This window comes from Lysinibacillus cavernae (assembly GCF_009724685.1).
Lineage (GTDB): Bacteria > Bacillota > Bacilli > Bacillales_A > Planococcaceae > Lysinibacillus > Lysinibacillus cavernae.
In genome coordinates, this window is record NZ_WMEF01000002.1 from 450,941 (window position 1) to 471,539 (window position 20,599).

Annotated in this window: 22 protein-coding genes and 1 riboswitch; of the genes, 16 read left to right on the top strand and 6 right to left on the bottom strand. The window is 35.0% G+C overall.

Translation table 11 applies throughout. The features are described 5' to 3' along the window. Nucleotides 1-60: 60 nt before the first annotated feature. Nucleotides 61-579, top strand: a complete 519-nt coding sequence (gene paiA / locus GJU32_RS06690) for a spermidine/spermine N(1)-acetyltransferase (protein WP_155591159.1) — start codon at nucleotides 61-63, stop codon at nucleotides 577-579. A 45-nt stretch (nucleotides 580-624) separates the two neighbouring features. Here paiA and GJU32_RS06695 read toward each other — a convergent pair whose 3' ends face one another. Then, nucleotides 625-1,242, bottom strand: coding sequence for an FMN-binding negative transcriptional regulator (locus GJU32_RS06695; protein ID WP_155591160.1), 618 nt, complete (start codon nucleotides 1,240-1,242; stop codon nucleotides 625-627). A 167-nt stretch (nucleotides 1,243-1,409) separates the two neighbouring features. Here GJU32_RS06695 and pdxR point away from each other — a divergent pair, with 167 nt between their 5' ends. The 3 genes from pdxR to GJU32_RS06710 all read left to right on the top strand — a co-directional run bounded on the left by pdxR (nucleotide 1,410) and on the right by GJU32_RS06710 (nucleotide 3,897). Further along, nucleotides 1,410-2,828, top strand: coding sequence for a MocR-like pyridoxine biosynthesis transcription factor PdxR (gene pdxR, locus GJU32_RS06700; RefSeq protein WP_155591161.1), 1,419 nt, complete (start codon nucleotides 1,410-1,412; stop codon nucleotides 2,826-2,828). 72 nt (nucleotides 2,829-2,900) lie between these two features. Beyond that, a complete protein-coding gene (locus GJU32_RS06705; RefSeq protein WP_155591162.1) occupies nucleotides 2,901-3,338 on the top strand; it encodes a DUF2935 domain-containing protein in 438 nt (145 codons plus the stop codon). A 55-nt stretch (nucleotides 3,339-3,393) separates the two neighbouring features. After that, nucleotides 3,394-3,897 carry a GNAT family N-acetyltransferase gene (locus GJU32_RS06710; RefSeq protein ID WP_155591163.1) on the top strand — a complete coding sequence of 168 codons (504 nt, stop codon included), beginning with the start codon at nucleotides 3,394-3,396 and terminating at the stop codon, nucleotides 3,895-3,897. 108 nt (nucleotides 3,898-4,005) lie between these two features. Here GJU32_RS06710 and GJU32_RS06715 read toward each other — a convergent pair whose 3' ends face one another. Further along, nucleotides 4,006-4,746, bottom strand: coding sequence for a DUF3888 domain-containing protein (locus GJU32_RS06715; RefSeq protein WP_155591164.1), 741 nt, complete (start codon nucleotides 4,744-4,746; stop codon nucleotides 4,006-4,008). 92 nt (nucleotides 4,747-4,838) lie between these two features. Between GJU32_RS06715 and GJU32_RS06720 the strand changes: the two genes are divergently transcribed. Then, nucleotides 4,839-5,258 carry a hypothetical protein gene (locus GJU32_RS06720; RefSeq protein ID WP_155591165.1) on the top strand — a complete coding sequence of 140 codons (420 nt, stop codon included), beginning with the start codon at nucleotides 4,839-4,841 and terminating at the stop codon, nucleotides 5,256-5,258. Nucleotides 5,259-5,322: 64 nt separating this feature from the next. Here GJU32_RS06720 and GJU32_RS06725 read toward each other — a convergent pair whose 3' ends face one another. Continuing rightward, complete coding sequence (locus tag GJU32_RS06725) at nucleotides 5,323-6,801, bottom strand: Lsa family ABC-F type ribosomal protection protein (RefSeq protein WP_155591166.1); 1,479 nt, start codon at nucleotides 6,799-6,801, stop codon at nucleotides 5,323-5,325. Between the two features lie 562 nt (nucleotides 6,802-7,363). Continuing rightward, nucleotides 7,364-7,555, top strand: a riboswitch (cobalamin riboswitch). A gap of 151 nt (nucleotides 7,556-7,706) precedes the next feature. Here GJU32_RS06725 and nikA point away from each other — a divergent pair. The 9 genes from nikA to GJU32_RS06770 all read left to right on the top strand — a co-directional run bounded on the left by nikA (nucleotide 7,707) and on the right by GJU32_RS06770 (nucleotide 14,639). Next, a complete protein-coding gene (gene nikA / locus GJU32_RS06730; protein WP_230874965.1) occupies nucleotides 7,707-9,329 on the top strand; it encodes a nickel ABC transporter substrate-binding protein in 1,623 nt (540 codons plus the stop codon). 70 nt (nucleotides 9,330-9,399) lie between these two features. After that, nucleotides 9,400-10,353, top strand: coding sequence for a nickel ABC transporter permease (gene nikB / locus GJU32_RS06735; RefSeq protein WP_230874966.1), 954 nt, complete (start codon nucleotides 9,400-9,402; stop codon nucleotides 10,351-10,353). Between the two features lies 1 nt (nucleotide 10,354). Next, on the top strand, nucleotides 10,355-11,164 hold the full coding sequence (locus tag GJU32_RS06740; protein ID WP_230874967.1) for an ABC transporter permease subunit: 810 nt from the start codon (nucleotides 10,355-10,357) through the stop codon (nucleotides 11,162-11,164). Nucleotides 11,165-11,177: 13 nt separating this feature from the next. Further along, the gene (locus GJU32_RS06745; RefSeq protein ID WP_155591167.1) at nucleotides 11,178-11,951 is read left to right on the top strand and encodes an ABC transporter ATP-binding protein; all 774 of its coding nucleotides are present in this window, start codon (nucleotides 11,178-11,180) and stop codon (nucleotides 11,949-11,951) included. 10 nt (nucleotides 11,952-11,961) lie between these two features. Further along, nucleotides 11,962-12,762: an ABC transporter ATP-binding protein gene (locus tag GJU32_RS06750; RefSeq protein WP_230874968.1), complete on the top strand. Its 801-nt coding sequence runs from the start codon at nucleotides 11,962-11,964 to the stop codon at nucleotides 12,760-12,762. 137 nt (nucleotides 12,763-12,899) lie between these two features. Beyond that, nucleotides 12,900-13,340 carry an NUDIX hydrolase gene (locus tag GJU32_RS06755; RefSeq protein WP_155591168.1) on the top strand — a complete coding sequence of 147 codons (441 nt, stop codon included), beginning with the start codon at nucleotides 12,900-12,902 and terminating at the stop codon, nucleotides 13,338-13,340. Nucleotides 13,341-13,578: 238 nt separating this feature from the next. Next, nucleotides 13,579-13,944, top strand: a complete 366-nt coding sequence (locus tag GJU32_RS06760; RefSeq protein ID WP_155591169.1) for a DUF2089 domain-containing protein — start codon at nucleotides 13,579-13,581, stop codon at nucleotides 13,942-13,944. Between the two features lie 13 nt (nucleotides 13,945-13,957). Then, on the top strand, nucleotides 13,958-14,347 hold the full coding sequence (locus GJU32_RS06765) for an SHOCT-like domain-containing protein (RefSeq protein ID WP_155591170.1): 390 nt from the start codon (nucleotides 13,958-13,960) through the stop codon (nucleotides 14,345-14,347). A gap of 10 nt (nucleotides 14,348-14,357) precedes the next feature. Then, nucleotides 14,358-14,639: a hypothetical protein gene (locus GJU32_RS06770; RefSeq protein ID WP_155591171.1), complete on the top strand. Its 282-nt coding sequence runs from the start codon at nucleotides 14,358-14,360 to the stop codon at nucleotides 14,637-14,639. A gap of 186 nt (nucleotides 14,640-14,825) precedes the next feature. Here GJU32_RS06770 and GJU32_RS06775 read toward each other — a convergent pair whose 3' ends face one another. From GJU32_RS06775 to GJU32_RS06785, 3 genes are read right to left on the bottom strand one after another with little or no spacing between them, the layout of a single operon-like run. Beyond that, the gene (locus tag GJU32_RS06775) at nucleotides 14,826-15,530 is read right to left on the bottom strand and encodes a DUF3298 and DUF4163 domain-containing protein (protein ID WP_155591172.1); all 705 of its coding nucleotides are present in this window, start codon (nucleotides 15,528-15,530) and stop codon (nucleotides 14,826-14,828) included. 24 nt (nucleotides 15,531-15,554) lie between these two features. Beyond that, nucleotides 15,555-17,477, bottom strand: coding sequence for an FtsX-like permease family protein (locus tag GJU32_RS06780; RefSeq protein ID WP_155591173.1), 1,923 nt, complete (start codon nucleotides 17,475-17,477; stop codon nucleotides 15,555-15,557). After that, nucleotides 17,464-18,231 (bottom strand): ABC transporter ATP-binding protein, encoded by a 768-nt coding sequence (locus GJU32_RS06785; RefSeq protein WP_155591174.1) that lies wholly within the window; start codon nucleotides 18,229-18,231, stop codon nucleotides 17,464-17,466. The genes GJU32_RS06780 and GJU32_RS06785 overlap by 14 nt, the downstream gene beginning before the upstream one ends. Before the next feature lie 313 nt (nucleotides 18,232-18,544). On the opposite strand from GJU32_RS06785, the gene GJU32_RS06790 reads away from it, so the two are divergent. Next, nucleotides 18,545-19,546: a proline racemase family protein gene (locus GJU32_RS06790; RefSeq protein ID WP_155591175.1), complete on the top strand. Its 1,002-nt coding sequence runs from the start codon at nucleotides 18,545-18,547 to the stop codon at nucleotides 19,544-19,546. Nucleotides 19,547-19,588: 42 nt separating this feature from the next. Next, entirely contained in the window at nucleotides 19,589-20,566 is a 978-nt protein-coding gene (locus GJU32_RS06795; RefSeq protein ID WP_155591176.1) for an ornithine cyclodeaminase family protein, read from the top strand. Nucleotides 20,567-20,599: the final 33 nt, after the last annotated feature.

Below are 20,599 nucleotides of genomic sequence, written 5' to 3' on the forward strand. Positions count from 1 at the left end.
CTTTTTGTTGCATTTGCAATATAAAATCTAGAAAGAGTTGCCTATAAAGGAGTGTAATCTATGACAGTAAAATTAGAGAAATGTAATCTTGAAGATTTAAAAAAACTACAAGAGGTAAGCATTGAAACATTCAATGATACGTTTAAAGATCAGAACTCTGCTGAAAATATGAACGCTTATTTAGAACAAGCATTTCACGATAAACAGCTGGAGAAGGAATTATCTATCATCTCCTCAGAATTTTATTTCATCTATGATGACGAAGAAATTGCGGGTTATTTAAAGATAAATGTTAATGATGCTCAATCTGAACAAATGGGGGATGACTCACTCGAAATTGAAAGAATTTATATTCGAAATAAATATCAAGGAAAAGGACTTGGAAAACATCTATACAATCAAGCAATGGAAGTCGCTATTGCACAAAGCAAAAAAAGGATTTGGCTAGGGGTTTGGGAGAAAAATGATCATGCCATCGGTTTTTATAAGAAAATAGGCTTTGTCCAAACAGGTGCGCATTCTTTTTATATGGGTGATGAAGAACAAATTGATCTCATCATGACCAAAACACTTGATTAAAATTAAAGGCTGAAACGTTGACATAACAACATTTCAGCCTTTTGTTTATTCATTTCTATTTCTCTTCATTGCTTCTGCAACGGCTTCAGCATGAGGATTTTCTTCTTTATACAGTTCACTAATAATAGTGGCATAATCATTAGCATTACGATTTTGACTTAATTTATAGGCAGCTTGCACTTCCTCTATCTTAATTTTAAATCCTTTTATTCCTTTCATTTCTTGTTGTACTAATTCAGGAGATAATTTATCCAGTAAAACAGGATTTTCGCGGAATTTTTCATATTTTTCTAGTAAGTTGGCCACATCATGTTCTAACTCTTTTCCTTCTATAAGACTTGCTTTCCCGTATACATGAACAGATTGATAGTTCCAAGTTGGCACATTTTCTTGCTCATACCAAGAGGAAGAAATATAAGCATGGGGACCATTAAAGATCACTAGAATATCATTCACGTCCTCGAAGGTTTTCCATAATGGATTTCCATAGGCTAAGTGACCTGTAAGGTAATAATCATCTTGAATTTTATTCAATAATACCGGTATATGGGAGGCTATTGGCTTACCTTTTCTTATTGAAACAATAGTTGCAAAGGAATTTTCTTTCATAAATTCTTTGATTTCGTCTAAATCCGTAATTTTGTAATACTTAGGAATGTACATGTCATCTCTCCTCATTTCATGAAAATTATTGTAAGTTTTTTAAATAAACAAAATATTGTAATCAGAGGTCTTTACATTTTCTCCTCTACAATGTAGATTTTATTATAATCATTCACTGGTACCTCTAAAAGTGCCAAGATTGTTATTTTCAAAGGAGCCAAAAAACGATGCTCGAAATAACACCCATATTAAATAATGAAGAACCTCTTTATCTTCAATTATATAGCTATTTAAAAATAGAAATTCAGAATGGCAACATTTTAGCTAAAACCAAATTGCCATCTCAACGCAGTTTAGCAACCCATTTACATATTAGTCGTAACACGGTTGACGCTGCCTATCAACAGCTCCTAGCAGAAGGCTATGTGATCAGTAAAGAGCGAAAAGGGTTGTATGTTGTAGAACTCGAAAAAGATTATTTTCAAACAAGTCCTTCGCCTTTTAATCCACCACAGTTAGCGACCCAGCAAGAACAAAAGCTAACTGAAATTCAGTATGATTTTAATTATGGCGATATCAACTTAAAAGACTTTCCCTATAAAATATGGCGTAAGCTGACTATGCAAAGTCTTGATGAAGAACAGGCACATCTGTTTTTATATGGGGATGCACAAGGTGAGCTTGAATTACGGACTTATATTGCAAACTATCTTTATGAAGCTAGAGGAGTAAAATGTAGAGCAGATCAAATTGTCATCGGTGCAGGTCTGCAATATCTTACGGGAATTGTATGTAACTTAATTGGGCGAAATGAGCTTTTTGGAATGGAGGATCCAGGGTATTATCGCGTTCGTTACCTATTTAATGATAATGGCATAAAAGTGGAACCAGTACCTCTTGACGAATATGGGATACAAATCGATTATTTAAGAAATAGTAACATGAAAGCAGTCTATATAACTCCCTCACATCAATTCCCAATCGGTACTGTCATGCCCATTTCAAGAAGACTAGCGTTACTAGAATGGGCAAAAGAAAAAAATGCTTATATCATAGAGGACGATTATGATGGCGAGTTTAGATATGCTGGTAAACCAATACCTACGCTACAGGGGTTGGATTCGAATGATCGCGTTATCTATATGGGAACCTTTTCAAAATCATTGATTCCTTCCATCAAGCTAAGCTATATGGTATTACCAAGAAAATTAATTCATTTATTTAGCAAGAACAACTACTATGTTCAAACGGTATCGAGACTCCATCAACATACGTTACAGCTTTTTATGGAAAGTGGTCATTGGGAGAGACATCTTAATAAATCAAGGAATTACTATAAGCGAAAATATGAGGTGTTAATAAAGGCCATCCATCAAACTTTAGGGGATAACGTGAAAATATATGGGGCTAGTAGTGGCTTACATATTTTACTTGAACCAACTAATAAGATGTCTGAAGAGGAACTAATCAATACTGCGAAAACGAAAGGAGTGAAGGTCTATCCAACCTCTATTTTTTATGCACGCCCAACAGCCCTAGGGCCCGCGAAAGTTTTGCTAGGGTTTGCGAATCTAGAGGAAGAAGAAATTGAAAAGGGGATTGAGCTTTTAAAGAAAGCTTGGTTTGTAAGTCCCAAGATGTCGTGAATCCCTATAAAAGTTCTATTTCCAAATCTCTTGTATATACATATAAGAGATTAGTGGAATGGGGGAAAATGTATGCAGTTTTATTATGGAAATCAAATGCCTTTACGTGTACTAGATGAAGCTGAATTTTGGAAACATCAAGAAGAGGAACATACAGTAGTAATAAGAGAGCTTGTAAAAGATCTAGAGCAGCAATATGTGGAGGCACTAAAAGAATGGGAAAAAGCTTTTGCTCAGACACATCAGCAAGTCATTCGATTTATTGAAACCGTCAATCGATCACAGGGACAGGTTTCCCAAACACTTTTCCAGGATATATTAGAACTTACTTCCTTCTGTCTACAACAGAGTGAACAATTTATTAATTTCTGTCGCACTATGATGCAAGAAAGTAAACCGATAAGTACCAATCCTACAGCTAAAGTTGTTTTAAATCATATTATAGTTGAATCAGAGTATTTTATTGGGATTGCGCAAACAATTTTATATCAACAAAACATTCAATTTTAGAGCTAGTGCTTGATATAATACAATTATAGGTGAAGTGAGCAAAGGGGATGAACTCATGCAAGAAATAGAAATTTACGAGATTCGAACAATCAGCGAAGACATTGAAGAGCTATCTGAACTCCTAAAAACGGTAGTAGACGAAGGAGCATCGGTTGGGTTTTTACCTCCATTAGCACAAGAACAAGCGACAACGTATTGGCAAACTGCCTTAGCACCAGAGGTCATTTTGTTTATTGCTAAAATCAATAATCGAGTGGCTGGCAGTATTCAATTGCACTTAATGACAAAGCCAAATGGCATGCACAGAGCTGAGATTTGCAAGTTAATGACGCATCCAAACTTTAGACGTAACGGTATTGGGCGCTCACTTATGCAGAAAGCAGAAGAAAGAGCAAAACAAGAAAACCGTTCACTATTAGTGTTAGATACGCGAGAAGGAGATCCTTCTAATAGATTATACAAGTCATTAGATTATCAAGAAGTTGGTAAAATCCCGGGGTATGTTATTTCACAAGATGGTGATTTAGAGGCAACGGTTATTTATTATAAATCGATTTAGTATTTTGCACCGTTTGTATTTCTTTAGCTACAGCAAGTGACAAGGATTTAAACTATAATGTTTTCGGCATGTTGAAGCCTAACTGATTTAATCAGTAGGCTTCATTTTTTATACATACCAAGGTAATTTATAATCCATTTTCTTACCTGACTTACTTGCTTTATCGGTCACTTTCCAAGTGCCGTCTGTCTTTTGTAGTTGATAGCGGACATTAGTACCGTCAGCCTTTTTAAAGAGCATAAAACCTGAATTGCCTTTTATAAAGGTGACAGGGTCTACAACATTTTTGTACGGAATCTTTCGCTCTGGAAACAAAATGTTAGTTACGATTTCATCTGCTATCGTAACAAGAGATGTCATTTCATTGTTTATTTCAGCTTGATATTGTAATTGATTGTATGTGTAGGAAGAATAAGACGCTAAATTCAGACCAAAACTTTGCTCTAGATTTGAAAGTGTTGCACGATAAAATGCATTGATTTCTTTTTCTACATCATCTCCCTCATGTTGAAAACTTAAGGTTTTAATCTCATTTGGAAGAACTTCGAAGGTAATGGTTTCCTTACCATAAGGAGGGGAGTGTGCATGTTCAAATGTAACGACTTGAACTTTGACGATAAAGCTAAACTGACCTTCCCTAATGATACTTAGAATCTTCGGATCATTTAAAGGATACTGCTTGTGATACCCGTAGTAATTACTAATTTCTTTTTCTATGGATGGATTTAGGACTGTCATTAATAGATCAGCAAACAATTTATCATCGATTTGTTCACTTCGCGCATACATCTTATTGGGTATCATCAAAATAAATACTAAAATCATTAAAATATAAGCGAATTTTTTCATGGGATAGAAATCCTCTCTACAATTTATTGCCTTTGTAGGTTGTGCCAAGAAGAGAAAATTATCTACATTTTATTAGAAATGGAGGTGACAACATGAGAAAAATGATCATGCCCATTATAGTCATGCTTTTGATCTTTCCAACCAGTTTCTTAGGTGCAATACCTGATGGCTTAACATGTCCAAATCCTGATACACTGCTGAAAACGACTGAGAAAGACAAAGATGGGCTAGTTAGAGCATTGAATGAAATCATTCCCAAAACATACGGCACTAATCCTGATTATCAAGAATGGGAAATCGAGGTAATACAACCTATGCCTCTGTTAACTGGCTTTGAGGAAAATTACTATAAAATGGCTATTAACTTCTGTGGAAAAAGAGTTGCAGACCATTCTTGGTTTGTACGATTAAGGTTCCCTAAATTACTCCCAGCTCAAAGTGCATCACTTGGGGAACTGTATATTGTTAAGGATACTACTAATAAATGGGTCCCTTGGTTTCAATATCATTAAACATAAAAAAGGAAGAATCCATATTGAAAATGGATTCTTCTCTTGAGCATTCATTATACCTTATCTACATAGATATAGTTTTTGTTGCAATTGTTTGTTGAAATGCTAGATCATGCTCAACAAAAAGCATTGTGGGATTAAATCTTTGAATAAGCTCTTCAATCTGCATACGCGAGTAAATATCTATAAAATTTAAAGGTTCATCCCAAATATAGATATGCGCTTGTTCACATAAACTTTTGGCAATCAGCAGTTTTTTCTTTTGCCCACCAGAATAGTGAGAGATGTCTTTCTCAAATTGAATCCGATCAAAATCCATCTTCCGCAGAATGGATTTGAATAACGTTTCATCTATCTCATGCTCTTCAATAAAGTCCGATAACAGTCCCTTTAAGTGGGAAGTATCTTGTTGGACATAGGAAATAATAAGACCTGAAGCTACATTCATTGAGCCTGTATGCTGTAGTGGACTTCCTAGAATGAGTTTTAAAATACTACTTTTTCCACTTCCATTCTTTCCATCCAGTACAATTCGATCTCCTTGTTCAATTTTAAAGCTAATTGGTTTATTCACTATTTGGTCATCATACTTAACAGACACATCAGCTAAAGCAATCAATGCTTTTGATTGGAATGGCAATGGTTCTAATTTTAATGACTCTGTTTTTTCTACATTTTTTAGCAGTTTTGATTTTTCCTCAATTGCCTTTTGTTGCCTTGATTCAAGGTTCTTTGCTCGCTTCATCATCTTGGCCGCTTTATGTCCAACAAAACCTTTGTCTAACTTAGAGCCCGAATTTGTTGTCCCATTTTTGGAAGCTTCCACTTGATTAGACCAACCTACTGATCGTTTGGATGATTGTTTCAAACGGTCAATATCTTTTTGTAGGCGCAAATTTGTTACTTCTTCGTGTTCCTGCTGTCGGTCAAAATTTAACTTCCAAGAAGAATAATTACCACTCTGAACTTCAATATTTGCTCTATTTATAGATAAGATGTGGTCAACACAGCCATCTAAAAAGGTCCTGTCATGTGAAATTAAAATAAATCCTTTTTTCTTCCTTAAATATTCAGAGACGATCTTTCTTGCATCTGTGTCTAAATGATTCGTTGGTTCATCAATTAATAGGAATTGTCCCTCCGTCAAAAAAAGTGCGGCAAGTAACACCTTCGTTTGTTCACCGTTGGACAATGTTTTAAACGATCGATACATGACCTCAGCATCAACATCTAGATAAGCTATTTCACGAAGACACGCCCAATCTTCTGCCTCGGGGCAAATTTCCGCAAAAATTTCGTAGGTATATTTGTTTTTATCTGAAACTGGATAGGGGAAATAAGTAAAATCTACAGAAGAAATGATTTTGCCACTATACTCATAATTCCCTAATAATAATTGAAAGAATGTTGTTTTACCTCGTCCGTTTCTACCGATAAAACCAAGTTTCCAATCTGTATCGATTTGAAAGTTGACGTCCTCAAAAATAGTATCAAAGCTGCTTGGATAAGAAAAAGTTAAGTCTTGAACTTGTATCATTGACATGATAATTCCTCCTTTGTATAGAACAGTTTTACTTTTCATACAAAGTCGGTACATCCATCTATATTAAATATCTCCGTATACGTTTGATGGATAATAACGACTTATACGGAGCATTACATGTGTCACAATAGTATCTGATTCACTCATTTTTCTCTCTCCTTTATGAGGGTAGATGAAAGTTTTAACTATGAGAGAAATAAAAAACCTCCCAAATTGTCATTGGAAGGGTTAGTCATTCGACGTAAGAACTATTTGCCATTGGAATCATGACAAATAACGATAAACTGATTGTTAAAAATGGATAGACTAACCCTATATTTTGTCTTTTGAAGTGATTCATTTCAAATAAAAATATAGTTTAGTTCATCATTGTCCATTCATCAGTCCTCTCATAATTGTATTTTTATAGTAACAGATTTTTTTACTGAATACAATTCAATGCAAGGTAAGTTACCTGGTCTTTTTATGTTGTCATTTTTTCGAAACTTTTATTATATTCAAAGAACAATGAATCAAGATAAAATTGACGTGAACATTTGAGCATGTTATGTTTATTACTAATTTTATATTATTCATTACAAGTTTGAGTGAAAGTACTTTCATTCAATTAAAAGGAAAATGGGTGTAAATCCCATGCTGTCCCGCAGCTGTAAATGAGGAGTTTTGTTTCCAATACCACTGAGTGATTACTTGGGAAGGTGAAGCAAAATCATGATTCATGAGCCAGAATGCCTGCTTGTAAGAAGATTCATTAATGATCTACGAAAGATAGGGAGATGGATGGAGACTTGCTCATTGTAAGTTTTTCAGTCCTTATTCTTTTTGAGAATAAGGTTTTTTTTATGCATTTTTGCTATCTACTAGTAGATTGTTTTTGTACCACGAATAGAGATAGGAGACAGGAAATGAGATTGACAAAGTATTTACTGCCTTTCATGCTTGTACTGACTTTCAGTTTACTTGCTGGCTGCACAAGCACAGATCAAGAAAAGGGAGAGAAAACAACACAACAAACAGATGAAAAAATGATAACGATTGGCTGGCCATTAGATGTTGGTCCATTGAATCCCCATACATATTTACCGAATCAGATGACAGCTCAAGCAATGGTCTATGAATCATTGGTTGAGTATAACGACGATGGAACTGTTACACCAAAACTAGCAGAAAGCTGGGATATCTCAGAGGATAAAACTTCTTACACTTTTCATTTAAGAAAAGATGTAAAGTATTCAGACGGAACAACGTTTAATGCAGACAATGTGATACGTAACTTTGATGCAGTATTAGCGAATAGTGATATGCATTCTTGGATGGGTATGGTCAACCATATTAAAGAGGTTGTAAAAGAGGATGATTTTACAATTCGTTTGCAATTGGATGAACCCTATTATCCTGTCTTAAACGAACTTGCCTTTGTAAGACCCTTCCGCTTTTTAGGAGACAATGGATTCCCAGAAGGGGACATGACACAAGATTCGATTAAAGAGCCTATTGGGACCGGCCCGTGGGTATTAAAAGAGTATAAAAAGGATGAATATGCTTTATTTAGTCGAAACGAAAATTATTGGGGGGAAAAACCTCTCGTAGATCAAATAAAAGTAAAAATTATCCCTGATTCAGAATCTATTTCGTTGGCATTTGAAAACGAAGAATTAGATTTAATTTATGGACGTGGCATCATTAGTTTAGACAACTATACGTATTTAAAAGATAGTAGCAAGTATAAAACCGCTACATCTGAACCTTTGTCTACGAAAGCACTGTTATTTAATACACAGTCAGGTCCGTTAGCTGAATTAAAGGTACGTCAAGCCATTCAATATGCAATAAATAAGGAACAAATGGTTAACAGTATTACGCATGGTACAGAAAAAGTGGCTAACACACTATTTTGGGATGCGATTCCTTATGCCAATATTGATTTAGCGCCGATTTTATATAATCCAGAAAAAGCGCAACAATTGCTAGATGAAGCAGGATGGACGCTACCGAAGGGTGAAAAAATTCGTTCGAAAAACGGTCAACCATTAACATTAGATTTAATCTACATTGCAACAGACGCGATTCAAAAACCAATGGCGGAATTAATGCAAGGTGAACTAGCAAAAATTGGGGTACAGTTGAATTTAGAAGGCGCAGATGTGATGGTAGGTCTTCAAAAATTAATGGATGATCAGGTTGATATTAATTTCTGGCGAACAAATGGACCACCAACAGATCCACATAGCTTTGCCAATGAATCAGCTACACCAAACGCTAGTGGTGTTTATGAAGCAAAATTAGGTTTACCAAATGCTAAAGAAATCGATACGAAAATTCATCAATTACTAGTGGGTACAGATGAAGAGGAACGAGTGCAACTTTACACGGATATTTTAACAATGTTCCATGATGAAGCACTATTCTATCCTATATCTTACGAAACAAATAATGTGATTTATCAACCATATATGAAGGACTTTGCGCCACGTGCATCTGAGTATGATATTCCCTATGCACAAATGGAAAAAGAAAAAGAAAAATAAGAGTAGAAGAGAGAGTATGTCTAGTAAGACATCTCTCTCTTTATCATAGGATTGAGTAGGAAGTGACAGCATGTATGAATCAACATGGATGTTTAGTTTAAAAAGAATTTTCACATTGCCGTTTGTATTACTAGGCGTATCCATCCTGACATTTGTCTTTATTCGTTTCGTTCCAGTAGAGCCTGCTGAGGTCATTCTTCGCTTAGCAAGAGTTGCGCCAACTGCCGAAGCTATTCAGGCATTACGTGAAGAACTTGGGACAGACAAGCCTTTATTTATTCAATATCTACTATGGGTAAAAGGGGTTTTACAGCTAGACTTTGGAACATCTTTTGTTAGTAAATTACCAGTGGCGCATGAGCTTTTCGCTAAATTACCTGCAACCATTGAATTAGCAGTTGCTGCATTTATACTCATTTTAGGGCTAAGCATACCATTAGGGATTTTAGGTGCATTGTATAGGCATTCCATTGTCGATAAAGTAATTAGATTATTGACTATCTTGAGCGTATCGATTCCCACATTTTGGTTAGGTTTTCTACTACTCTATCTATTTAGCTTAAAACTAGGTATATTTCCTACCAATGGGAAGGGCACACTAGCTCATGTCGTTTTACCTGCACTAGCCCTAGCTTTACCAACAATTGGTCTGTTCGTTCAGTTTATCCGTTCAACCATCATTGAAGAATTACAACAGCATTATGTTCAATATGCACAGTTAAGAGGATTAAAACATTCTGTGATCCTTATTCGTCATGTGTTACGGAATGCTGCTATACCGTTAACTTCTTTGTTAGGTATGACACTTGGAAATTTATTGGGCGGTGCCGTCATTGTGGAGCAGGTTTTTAGTTGGCCAGGGCTTGGTAGGTATTTAATAGAATCCATTACGAACAGGGATTACCCAGTTGTACAATGCTATGTATTGATTATTGCTGTCATCTATGTAATTGCCAACTTATGCACGGATCTATTACACCGTCTATTGGATCCTCATCTAATGATGAAGGACAGGAGAGATTGAAATGAACCTAGTACGAAAAGACAGAGTTCATAGTAAGGGATTATTTAGTCTACCGCTCCTTTTGATCATTGGCTTGTTGGGTCTGTTTGCACCAATAGTAATGCCACATGACCCTTTAGCAGTCGATATTGCGAAGAAGTTTTTAGCTCCTTCATGGGACTATCCATTAGGCACAGATCATTTAGGAAGATGCGTTTTATCACGATTGCTTTTAGGTATTCGCTATTCATTCGGATCAGCACTCGTCATTCAACTAGTTGCCATTGTTTTAGCTCTTTTACTAGGTGCTTTTGTTGCGCTGAAAAGGGGTATAATCGATTTCCTATTTATTCGAATATGTGATATTTTATTAGCTTTTCCGACACTTGTACTTGCATTTGGGCTTTTAGGTTTATTAGGCCCTAGCTTAAAAAATGTGTTATTAGCACTTATTTTTACGCAGCTAATTTATTATTCAAGGATGATCAGAAGTTTATTTATTGGGATAAATAAAAAAGAGTTTATTCAAGCAGCAAGAATCACGGGCACTTCAGGAATCAAATTAGTCATTCGCCATTATATCCCTAATTTATTGCCACCTATCGTCACAATTGTTGCATTAGATGTTGGAAAGGTTATTTTAGAAATTGCAGGCTTTTCCTTTATTGGACTTGGCGTGCAGGCCCCCATCCCTGAATGGGGCATGATGGTGAATGAAGGAAAACAATACATTCGTCAACATCCTGAATTAATGCTTTATCCTGGGCTTGCCATCGTCCTTGTTGTGCTATTATTTAATCATTTGGCAAATAATTTAAAGAAGCTTGACTAGTAAAGGGGCAGCTATGGAGACAGTTTTAGATATAAAAGATTTAACAGTAAAAATTGGGGAGAAAAATGTATTAACCTCTATTAATCTGACAGCCTATAAGGGAAGAGTCTTAGGAATTATAGGGGAAAGTGGTAGTGGTAAAACCATGCTTTGCCAAGCCATCATGCAAACATTACCGTCTATAGCACAGGTTACACAGGGTGAAATTCTCTACCAGCAAGATAATTTATTGAACGTATCAGCAACTAATTTGAGAAATTATCGTGGTCGGCATCTTTCGATGATTGTGCAAAACCCATCCACTGCTTTTGATCGTATTCAAACGATTGAAAGTCATTTTCGCGAAACATTAAAAGCACATTTTAAGTTGACGAAAAAAGAAATGAGACAGATTGCCCTTGATGCCATGAATAAAGTTCATTTACCCAATCCTGAACAGCTTTTGCACTATTATCCTTTCCAATTAAGTGGGGGAATGCTACAGCGAGTGATGATTGCTTTATCATTGGCGATACAAGCCTCTCTATACATTGCAGATGAACCAACGACAGCTCTAGATACAGTCAATCAAAAACAAGTATTAACATTATTTGACCGTATTCGTTCAGAAACGGAGGCTGCTATCCTTCTTGTGACGCATGATTTAGGTGTTATTGCTGCACTAGCTGACGATGTGGCCGTTATGTACCGAGGAGAAATCATTGAGCAAGCAAATGTCTATGATTTTTTTGATGCACCCCAGCATCCCTATACAAATAAACTTTTACAATCAAGAATTATGTTTTAGAGGTGAAAATGTGCTACTAGAAGTGAAAAACATTGAGAAGCATTATGGTCAAAGACCGTTCCTATTCAAACGAGGACAGGAAGCTCCTGTATTACAGAAGGTGACATTTTCACTTCAGGAGGGTGAATGTTTAGGAATCGTTGGTCAAAGTGGTTCAGGGAAAAGTACATTAGGCCGCATTATTTTAGGAATTGAGCGACCAACAAACGGTGAGGTTCTTTTTCAAGGTATTAATCTTTACACAGCAACCAGCAAGCACAAAAAAATGATGCGTAGGGATTTGCAGGCTGTTTTTCAAAATAGCTATCATTCCTTTAATCCGAAGCAGACGATTTTTGAGATATTAGAAGAACCGTTCCTTAATTTCGAACATTTTAATAAATCAGAGCGACAACAAAAAGTAAGGGAATTATTAGACTGTGTGGAACTAGAGAGCGCACTTACTCAAAACTATCCATCGCAGCTTAGTGGAGGACAGCAGCAACGAGTCAACATTGCTAGAGCCCTTGCTTTACATCCAAAATTAATTGTATTAGATGAAGCCATAAGTAGTCTTGATATGATCTTGCAAAAACATATTATACAGTTACTCCAAACACTTCAAAAGGAAATGAAGTTAGCATATATTTTCATTTCTCATGATTTACAAGCAACACGTTTTATGTCAGACCGTATCCTTGTGATGCAGCATGGTCAGCTAGTGGAGGAGATTGGGGAAGATGGCGCATACCAACATCCCGCTTCCCAGGAACTATACAACGCTATCTTGCCATCACATCCTAGAGAAAGAGCTAATAACAGATTTGAATGATGCTAAGTTAAACGTGTAAAACTCCTAGGTTCTTTATTTCACTAAAGCAGGATCACTACATACCATTTGTTATACTATAGAAAAAGTTATACGAAACCGCATGTGATCAATTGAAGCAGAGAAAATGGAGGTATAGGATGAGGAAAGGACAAATTCGAGCAATAGCTATCTGTGTTTTTAGGAAAGGCGATTCGATACTCGTTGCTGAAGGCATTGACGAAGTAAAGGGAGATTATTTTTATCGACCAATTGGTGGTGGAATTGAATATGGGGAGACAAGTGTGCAAGCATTAAAGAGAGAAGTTTTAGAAGAAATCGGGGCAAAAATTAGTAATGTGCACCATCTAGGTACATTTGAAAACACCTTTACATACAACGGTGACCTTGGACACGAGGTGGTTTTTGTATATGATGCTGAATTTGTTGAAAAGTCTTTTTATAATCAACCTTCTTTTTTTGGACAAGAAGATAATGGCGCATCCTTTAAATTGCTTTGGAAGTCCATTGAAGAATTTTCAAATGGACAATTAAGATTAGTACCAGAAGAATTACTTAATATGCTGAAGAGCACTACATGAAAGTGCACTTACTAAATAAGAAAGAAACGTCATTTTGCATTTTTCAAAATGGCGTTTTTCTATTTAGTCTATTTTAAAACCTAAAACAAGCATAATGCCAAAACCACAACAGATAATCAATAATATTAAACAATGAATTAAAATAATTAATTATTTTAATTAAAAAAAATAAATTTTGTTATTTATTTTTTAAATTCTTTATTATATAATCAATTTAACTTATAGGAAGGAGTTCACTATGGCTTATCAAGTAATCACAAATTGTCCTGTCTGCAGTAAAACATTGAAAATTACCAAGTTACAGTGTACTCATTGTCACACTACAATTGAAAACGAGTTTGAATTATCTAAGCTAGCATCCTTATCCAAGGATCAGCTGCATTTTGTGGAAGTATTTTTAACATGCCGAGGGAATATTAAAGAGGTTGAAAAGGAACTAGGGATTTCCTATCCAACAGTTCGAGGCAAGCTAACCGACATTATTTCATCCCTTGGATATGTACAGAAAAAGAAAAATGAAATAGATGAGAAAAAAATTGTTACCATGTTGGAAAATGGCGAAATCACAACAGAAGAGGCCATTAAACTTTTAAAAGAAGAATAAGGAGGAATGGATTATGAAAGAGGAAATTACAAAAGTGTTAACAATGATTCAAGAAGGAAAGATAGATGCAGATAAGGGATCAGAACTCATTCAAGTACTACAAGAGAAAGCAGAATCAGGTAATAAGCTTTTTGAAAAACCAACTAAATATTTAGATAAGACATTAAAAATCCGTGTTGTATCAACTGAAAATGATAACGTAACAGTTAATTTGCCTATAAAACTTGTCAAGGCAGTATTAATGGCCGGTCACAGCATCGCAGCGAGTATTCCTCAATCGGAAAAATACGTGAAAGATTTAGATATAACTCTTCTTATTGAAGCAATCGAAAATGAATTAGATGGCCAAATTGTTGATATTAAATCAGCAAACGGGGATACCGTTTCGGTCATCATTGATTAGTGATAGGCTTATGATGCATGTAAAAGTGAAAGCAAAAGACGTTCGGTTTACGATCCCAGTTCCATATGCTATTTTAAACATCGCTATCTCCATCTTGTCGTCAAAATTTATTCAGCAAAATGCAAATAAATGGACAAAAGAGCACTTCGAAAGAAAAAAACTGGACTTTACCTTCCCACAAATAGACAAAGAAACACTAAAGCCTATCGTGAAGGAACTGCAAAATTATAAAGGCCTTGTGCTAGTAGATGTCAAAGCTAAGGACGGTACTGAGGTTAAGGTTAGACTATAATTGATTATAAAATACGCCGACCACAAAAGCCTCATTTTTCGCTTACAATACCAAGAGAATTTCATAATCAAGCATAACCCCATTCTAACAGACTTAATTCGAATGAACTGCCCCGTAAAAGTTAGATTGATGTCTAACATTTACGGGGCAGTTCAGAATGTTCAAGGCTGTTTTTTAACCAGTAAATTATTTGTATACAGAGGATGGGATATATACTTTTGGATGGCCCTCTGAATAAGGTGCTACTTCATACAACTGAAATACAAGTTTTATTCCATTATCAGAATAAACGTATTGTGGAGGTGTCTCTTTATTAACAACTACCTCATTGAGACTAGCAATATTAAAACGCTCGTCCTTCATCATTGTATGATACGCATATTTTTGTACTTTTGTATAATTTTCGTCATTTTTTAAGATATCATTTAATCGGATTATTTCACCAGTTTTTAAACTGAAGTTGTATGTTTGTGCATACCCCTCACTATGAGCACCACCTGTATACTGATAATCATAAATAATGATACTGAGTTTATCATTTTTATTGTACTCAACATCAAATGCAGTTATATAACTCCATTCAGGGTTCTGTTTACTTTGATTTTGCAACAACTGTTTTTTATTTTCAGCAGATTTAATAATATGATTTTTAAAAGTAGTATTAATTTTATCTTGAACAGCTTTATTGGTTAAACCAAAAACTTGAGGATAGTTAAGATCAGAATCATGATTATATTGACTATTCCTTATTTTTGGTACTACACTTGGCTTTTTTACTGCTGCATTTACTTTTGAGGCAGCAGAAACTTCTGAAGCATTAGTTAAATGAGATGAGAATAACACGACAAGTACAATACTGAGTGACAGAAATGTAAACACTATTTTTTTCATTTTATTTTCTCCTTTTCAAGTATTTCACTTAGTTTTTGCTACTATTTTATAGTAAGTATTTACAGTTAAAAAGTAATAAAAGATGTAAATAGCTGTATATACACTTATACATATCACGACAGGAACGACTAAGTTGGTTTGCAATAAGTTTGATAAAGCCGTTAAAGCAATAGCACTATGCGCGATTCCTGCAAGTAATGGTATAGCGAAAATAAATAATACTTGTTTGGCGATGGATTTGTAAATTTCTTTTTTCTTTACACCAATTTTGAGTAAAATTTCGTAACGTCCTTTATCTGATGTTGCTTCTGTTAACTGCTTAAAGTAAATGATACTACCTGTAGCTGCTAAGAAGACTAGCCCTAGAAAGCCACTCATGAAAATCAATAAACCTGTAGTTTCTAAACCACTTGTGTAATCTGTATAAAAGTTTGAGAATTTAGCTTGATCGGGTATGATGGATTTTAATTCTTTTGTTACATTCTCTGCATCATCTTCATTTTTGATTTTATAAACCTCCATATCCAATGGGTTAGTTACTTTTACTAATTCAGTAAATAACTCGTCACTGATTACAATCGTATTAAAAACCGTTTTGGCGTTTAATACACTGTATTTCTTTAAATCAATAAATGAAATTTTTTGCTCATGCTCTTTGAGATTAAATGAAACCTCTGTACCTATATATTTGGGTGAAAAGCCTTCCATGTATGCCGCGTCTAAGATAGCAGCCTGATTTCCTTTTAATGAAAGAGAATCTTTTCGATGCTGCTCTTTTGCTAATATATTAAAATCACTGACAGAAATAAACGTGTAGGGCATATCACCATAATCATATAGGTTTTTAGTATCTACATTTACTTCAATTGTTGGAATCGTTTCATGATATAAGATCTGATGATTTTTATCCTTTGAAATGGTATCCTGTACCTTTTTTGAAATGTTGTTATCAGTTACAGTAAACATGATACTGTTTGGATTGGTCATCTCTACATTATGTTTGTTGTTGTAATAAGAGCTGTATGATGTTCCAACGGCAGATAATGTTGTAGCACTTAATATGGCGATAATTGTTAAAGTTCGAGCATTACCTTTAATACGGTATAGTAATTGTGATACCCCAATAATGTTAATGCCATTCCAGTAACTTTTTTTATTTTTCTTAGCTAATTTCAACATATAAACGGTTACTGTACTGAATAAAAGATATGTACCTAGTATGACCGTAGCTAAAATAATCAGAGGGGTAATTGCCATCCCAAGTGTTTTCCAAACGTTTGATGTAACTAAATTTTGCAAAGCAATCCAATATCCAACTCCAATAAGGACAATGGACAATAATGCTAAGAATAATGATGCTTTAGGCTCTGACTCCCCTTGTTTTTCTGCTTGGAATAAATCAATTAGTTTAAAACGGTAAATAACTCGATATCCTTGAAATGATGTGAGTAAGGTAATAATCATAAATACGATGATTGTATTGACAATCGCTGAAAATGAAATTGAAAAGTGCGCCAATGATTCATGTCCCATTACCTTCATTAAAAGTAATACAAAATACTTCGATAGTATGGATCCTAGCGCTATCCCGATAGCAAGTGCAATAACTCCTAATAGAAAGTTTTCGTAAAACAGCATTTTGCCAATTTGTTTCTTACGAACACCTAATAACGAATAAAGCGCAACTTCTTTTTTTCGTTTTCGTGTGAAAAAGGAATTCGAATACCAAATAAAAATAGCTACGAAAATCATTAATACTACAGACGCAGCACTAAACGCAGCACTGATTTTTGGTGAGCTATCGGAAGAAGCTAAGATTGTTTTATCATATTTTAATGAAACGAATGTAAAATATATCACGATACTAAAAATCATCGATGCGAAATATAGAAAGTAGTTATTGAAATTATTTTTCATATTTTTACGAGCTATACTAAATAACGTCATGATGACCACCTCCGAGTGAAGAGAGCGCATCTAACACATCTTGAAAAAACGCTTTACGTGTCTTTTCTGCTTTATGCAGTTCCATGTAAAGTTTTCCATCATTAATAAATAGCACACGTTTGCAAAAACTAGCTGCGTATGCATCATGTGTAACCATCAAGATGGTTGCACTATTTTTTTTATTTAAATTACTGAGGCTTTCTAGTAAATTAGTTGCGGATTTTGAATCCAAGGCTCCTGTTGGCTCATCCGCTAGAATCAAGCTTGGATTCGCTACAATCGCACGGGATGCAGCAACTCGTTGCTTTTGTCCACCGGAGATATGATATGGATATTTATTTAGAATTTCACGAATGCCGAATGAATCTGCAATCTTCTCGACACGTTTTTCTATCTCTTTTTCTGGCACTTTTGCGAGTGCAAGGGGAAGTAAAATGTTTTCATTCACCGTTAATGTATCTAATAAATTATAATCTTGGAATATAAAACCTAATCTGTCGCGACGGAAGTCCGATAGTTGTTCATCGTCCATCATCATAATTTCTTTACCATCAATAACGATATCTCCTGATGTTGGCTTATCAATAGTTGAGAAAATATTTAATAATGTTGATTTTCCTGCACCAGACGGCCCCATGATCCCTACAAATTCACCTTCATTAATTTCTATGTTTATATCTTGTAGAGCTCTAAATAGATTACCTTTAGAACCAAAATCTTTCTGGACATTTTTTGCTTGTACAATTTTTTTCAAAATAAGATCTTCTCCCTCGTGAACTCATTTGTCTACAGAAGATAGGATATCTTTTTAACATTACATGGATTTTATTTAAACCTTAATTCGAACTTAATTTAACCTTAAATTGAGAAAGAGTTTATATTAAAGCATTAAAATTACGAAAGAAATAGTTATATTTAGAAAATATTGAATAATCAAATAGGTTATGTATAATAAATTTAAGTACCATTTAAATTTTTAAATAAAAATAAAAGTGTAGTTAAAATTATGAGGTTTGGTAACAACTCATATCCATATTAAAAATTTTGTTGTAAATGGAGGTAAATTCATGAATTTTAAAAAGATGTTTACTACGATTGATTTACATGTGTCAGGGGAGCCATTACGTGTAATTACAGGTGGGTTACCAGAGATTAAAGGTAAAACTCAATTAGAAAGACGAGCTTACTGTATGGAACACTTAGATCATGTACGAGAAGTACTCATGTATGAACCTCGTGGACATTATGATATGTACGGTTGTATCATCACGCCACCAGCAACGCCAGGAGCTGACTTAGGAGTTTTATTCATGCACAATGAAGGTTGGAGTACAATGTGTGGCCATGGTGTTATTGCAGTAGTCACAATGGCGATTGAAACTGGCCTCATAGAAGTGAACGAAGAAAATCAAAAATTAATAATTGATTGTCCATGTGGACCAGTGACTGCCTATGCAAAGTGCAATGGGCTTGAAGTAGAATCCGTATCTTTTGAGAATGTACCTTCTTTTGTTTATCGAAAGGATTTTCCAATCGAGATGGACGATTATGAATTCAACGTTGATATTTCATACGGTGGTGCTTTCTACGCCGTTGTCGACTCTCACCATTTTGGCTTAAACGTAAATTCAAAGGATCTGCATGATTTGCAAGAAATAGGGGACAAAATAAAACACTACATTGAAAGTAAAATTGATGTGAGACATCCGACTGAAGATATTTCAGGTATTTACGGCACCATTTTCTCAGATCAGCCTAATGATAGTAGAGCAGATTTACGAAATGTAACCGTTTTTGCAAATAAACAAGTTGATCGTTCTCCTTGTGGTTCAGGAACTGCTGCAAGAGTTGCTACGCTATACTCCCGTGGCAAACTCAAACAAGGTGAGAAATTTATTCACGAAAGCATAACAAACGGACACTTTGTGGGTGAAGTACTTTCCTTCACAACAGTGGGAGAATATGAATCGATTATTCCCAAAGTAACAGGGAATGCGTTTATCACCGGATTCCATCAATTTGTAGTTGATCCAAGAGACTCACTTGCTAATGGTTTTTTATTTAAGTAGATCTGATGGAACAAGACAAATTGACAGAAAGGGTGATAAATGATGCTAGTTATTAATGCTGAAGAACAAAGAAATTTAGTTGTTATGAAGGAAATTATTGAATTAGCAGCTGTTGCTTTAAAAGAATTTTCAGCAAAAAGAACGCTAACACCTATCCGATCAGCTCTTCCTTTTGATAATGGCCAAAGTACAGCACTAACTATGCCTTCCGTTGCTGAAGAACTTAGTTGTGTTGGGGTAAAGGTGGTAATGGTATCACCTAATAATCAAAAGTTAGGTAAAAAAACAATAAACGGTGTAGTTATGCTTTCAGACTTTAAAACAGGGGAACCACTTGCACTATTAGAAGGCTCTTTTTTAACAATGATAAGAACCGGTGCATTATCGGGTGTTGCCACTAACTATTTAGCTCGTGAAGATTCCAAAAAATTATGTATTATTGGTACTGGTGAACAAGCAAAAGGACTTGTTGAAGCCATTTTGGCAGTTCGAGATATTGAAGAAATTTTACTGTTTAACAGAACGGAACAGAAAGCGCATGAATTTGCTGATTATATTAGACTTAAATTTAATAAACAAGTACATGTTTATTGCGATGCAAATGAAGCTATACATGATGCTGATATTATCGTCACTACAACGAACGCTTCTACACCTGTGTTTTCTGATGCATTAAAGCCTGGTGTTCACATTAACGCAGTAGGTTCATTCAGACCTACAATGCAAGAATTACCGTCCCATGCTGTTTCTTCCGCAAACAAGGTAGTTGTTGAATCAAGGGAAGCAGCTATCGAAGAAACTGGTGACCTCATAATTCCTATAAATGAAGGTGTTTTTGATGCAACTAGTGTTCATGGAGAACTTGGACAAATTGTAGCTGGCGAATTAAAGGGAAGAGAGAACGCTGATGAAATTACACTATTTAAGTCTGTTGGTTTAGCAGTTGTAGACATTGTAGTGGCAAACTATTTTTATGAAAAAGCGTTAAAAAATCAACTAGGAACTCATCTCAAGCTTTAAGGTCGTCTGTGATTTCTCTAATTAACTTTGCAA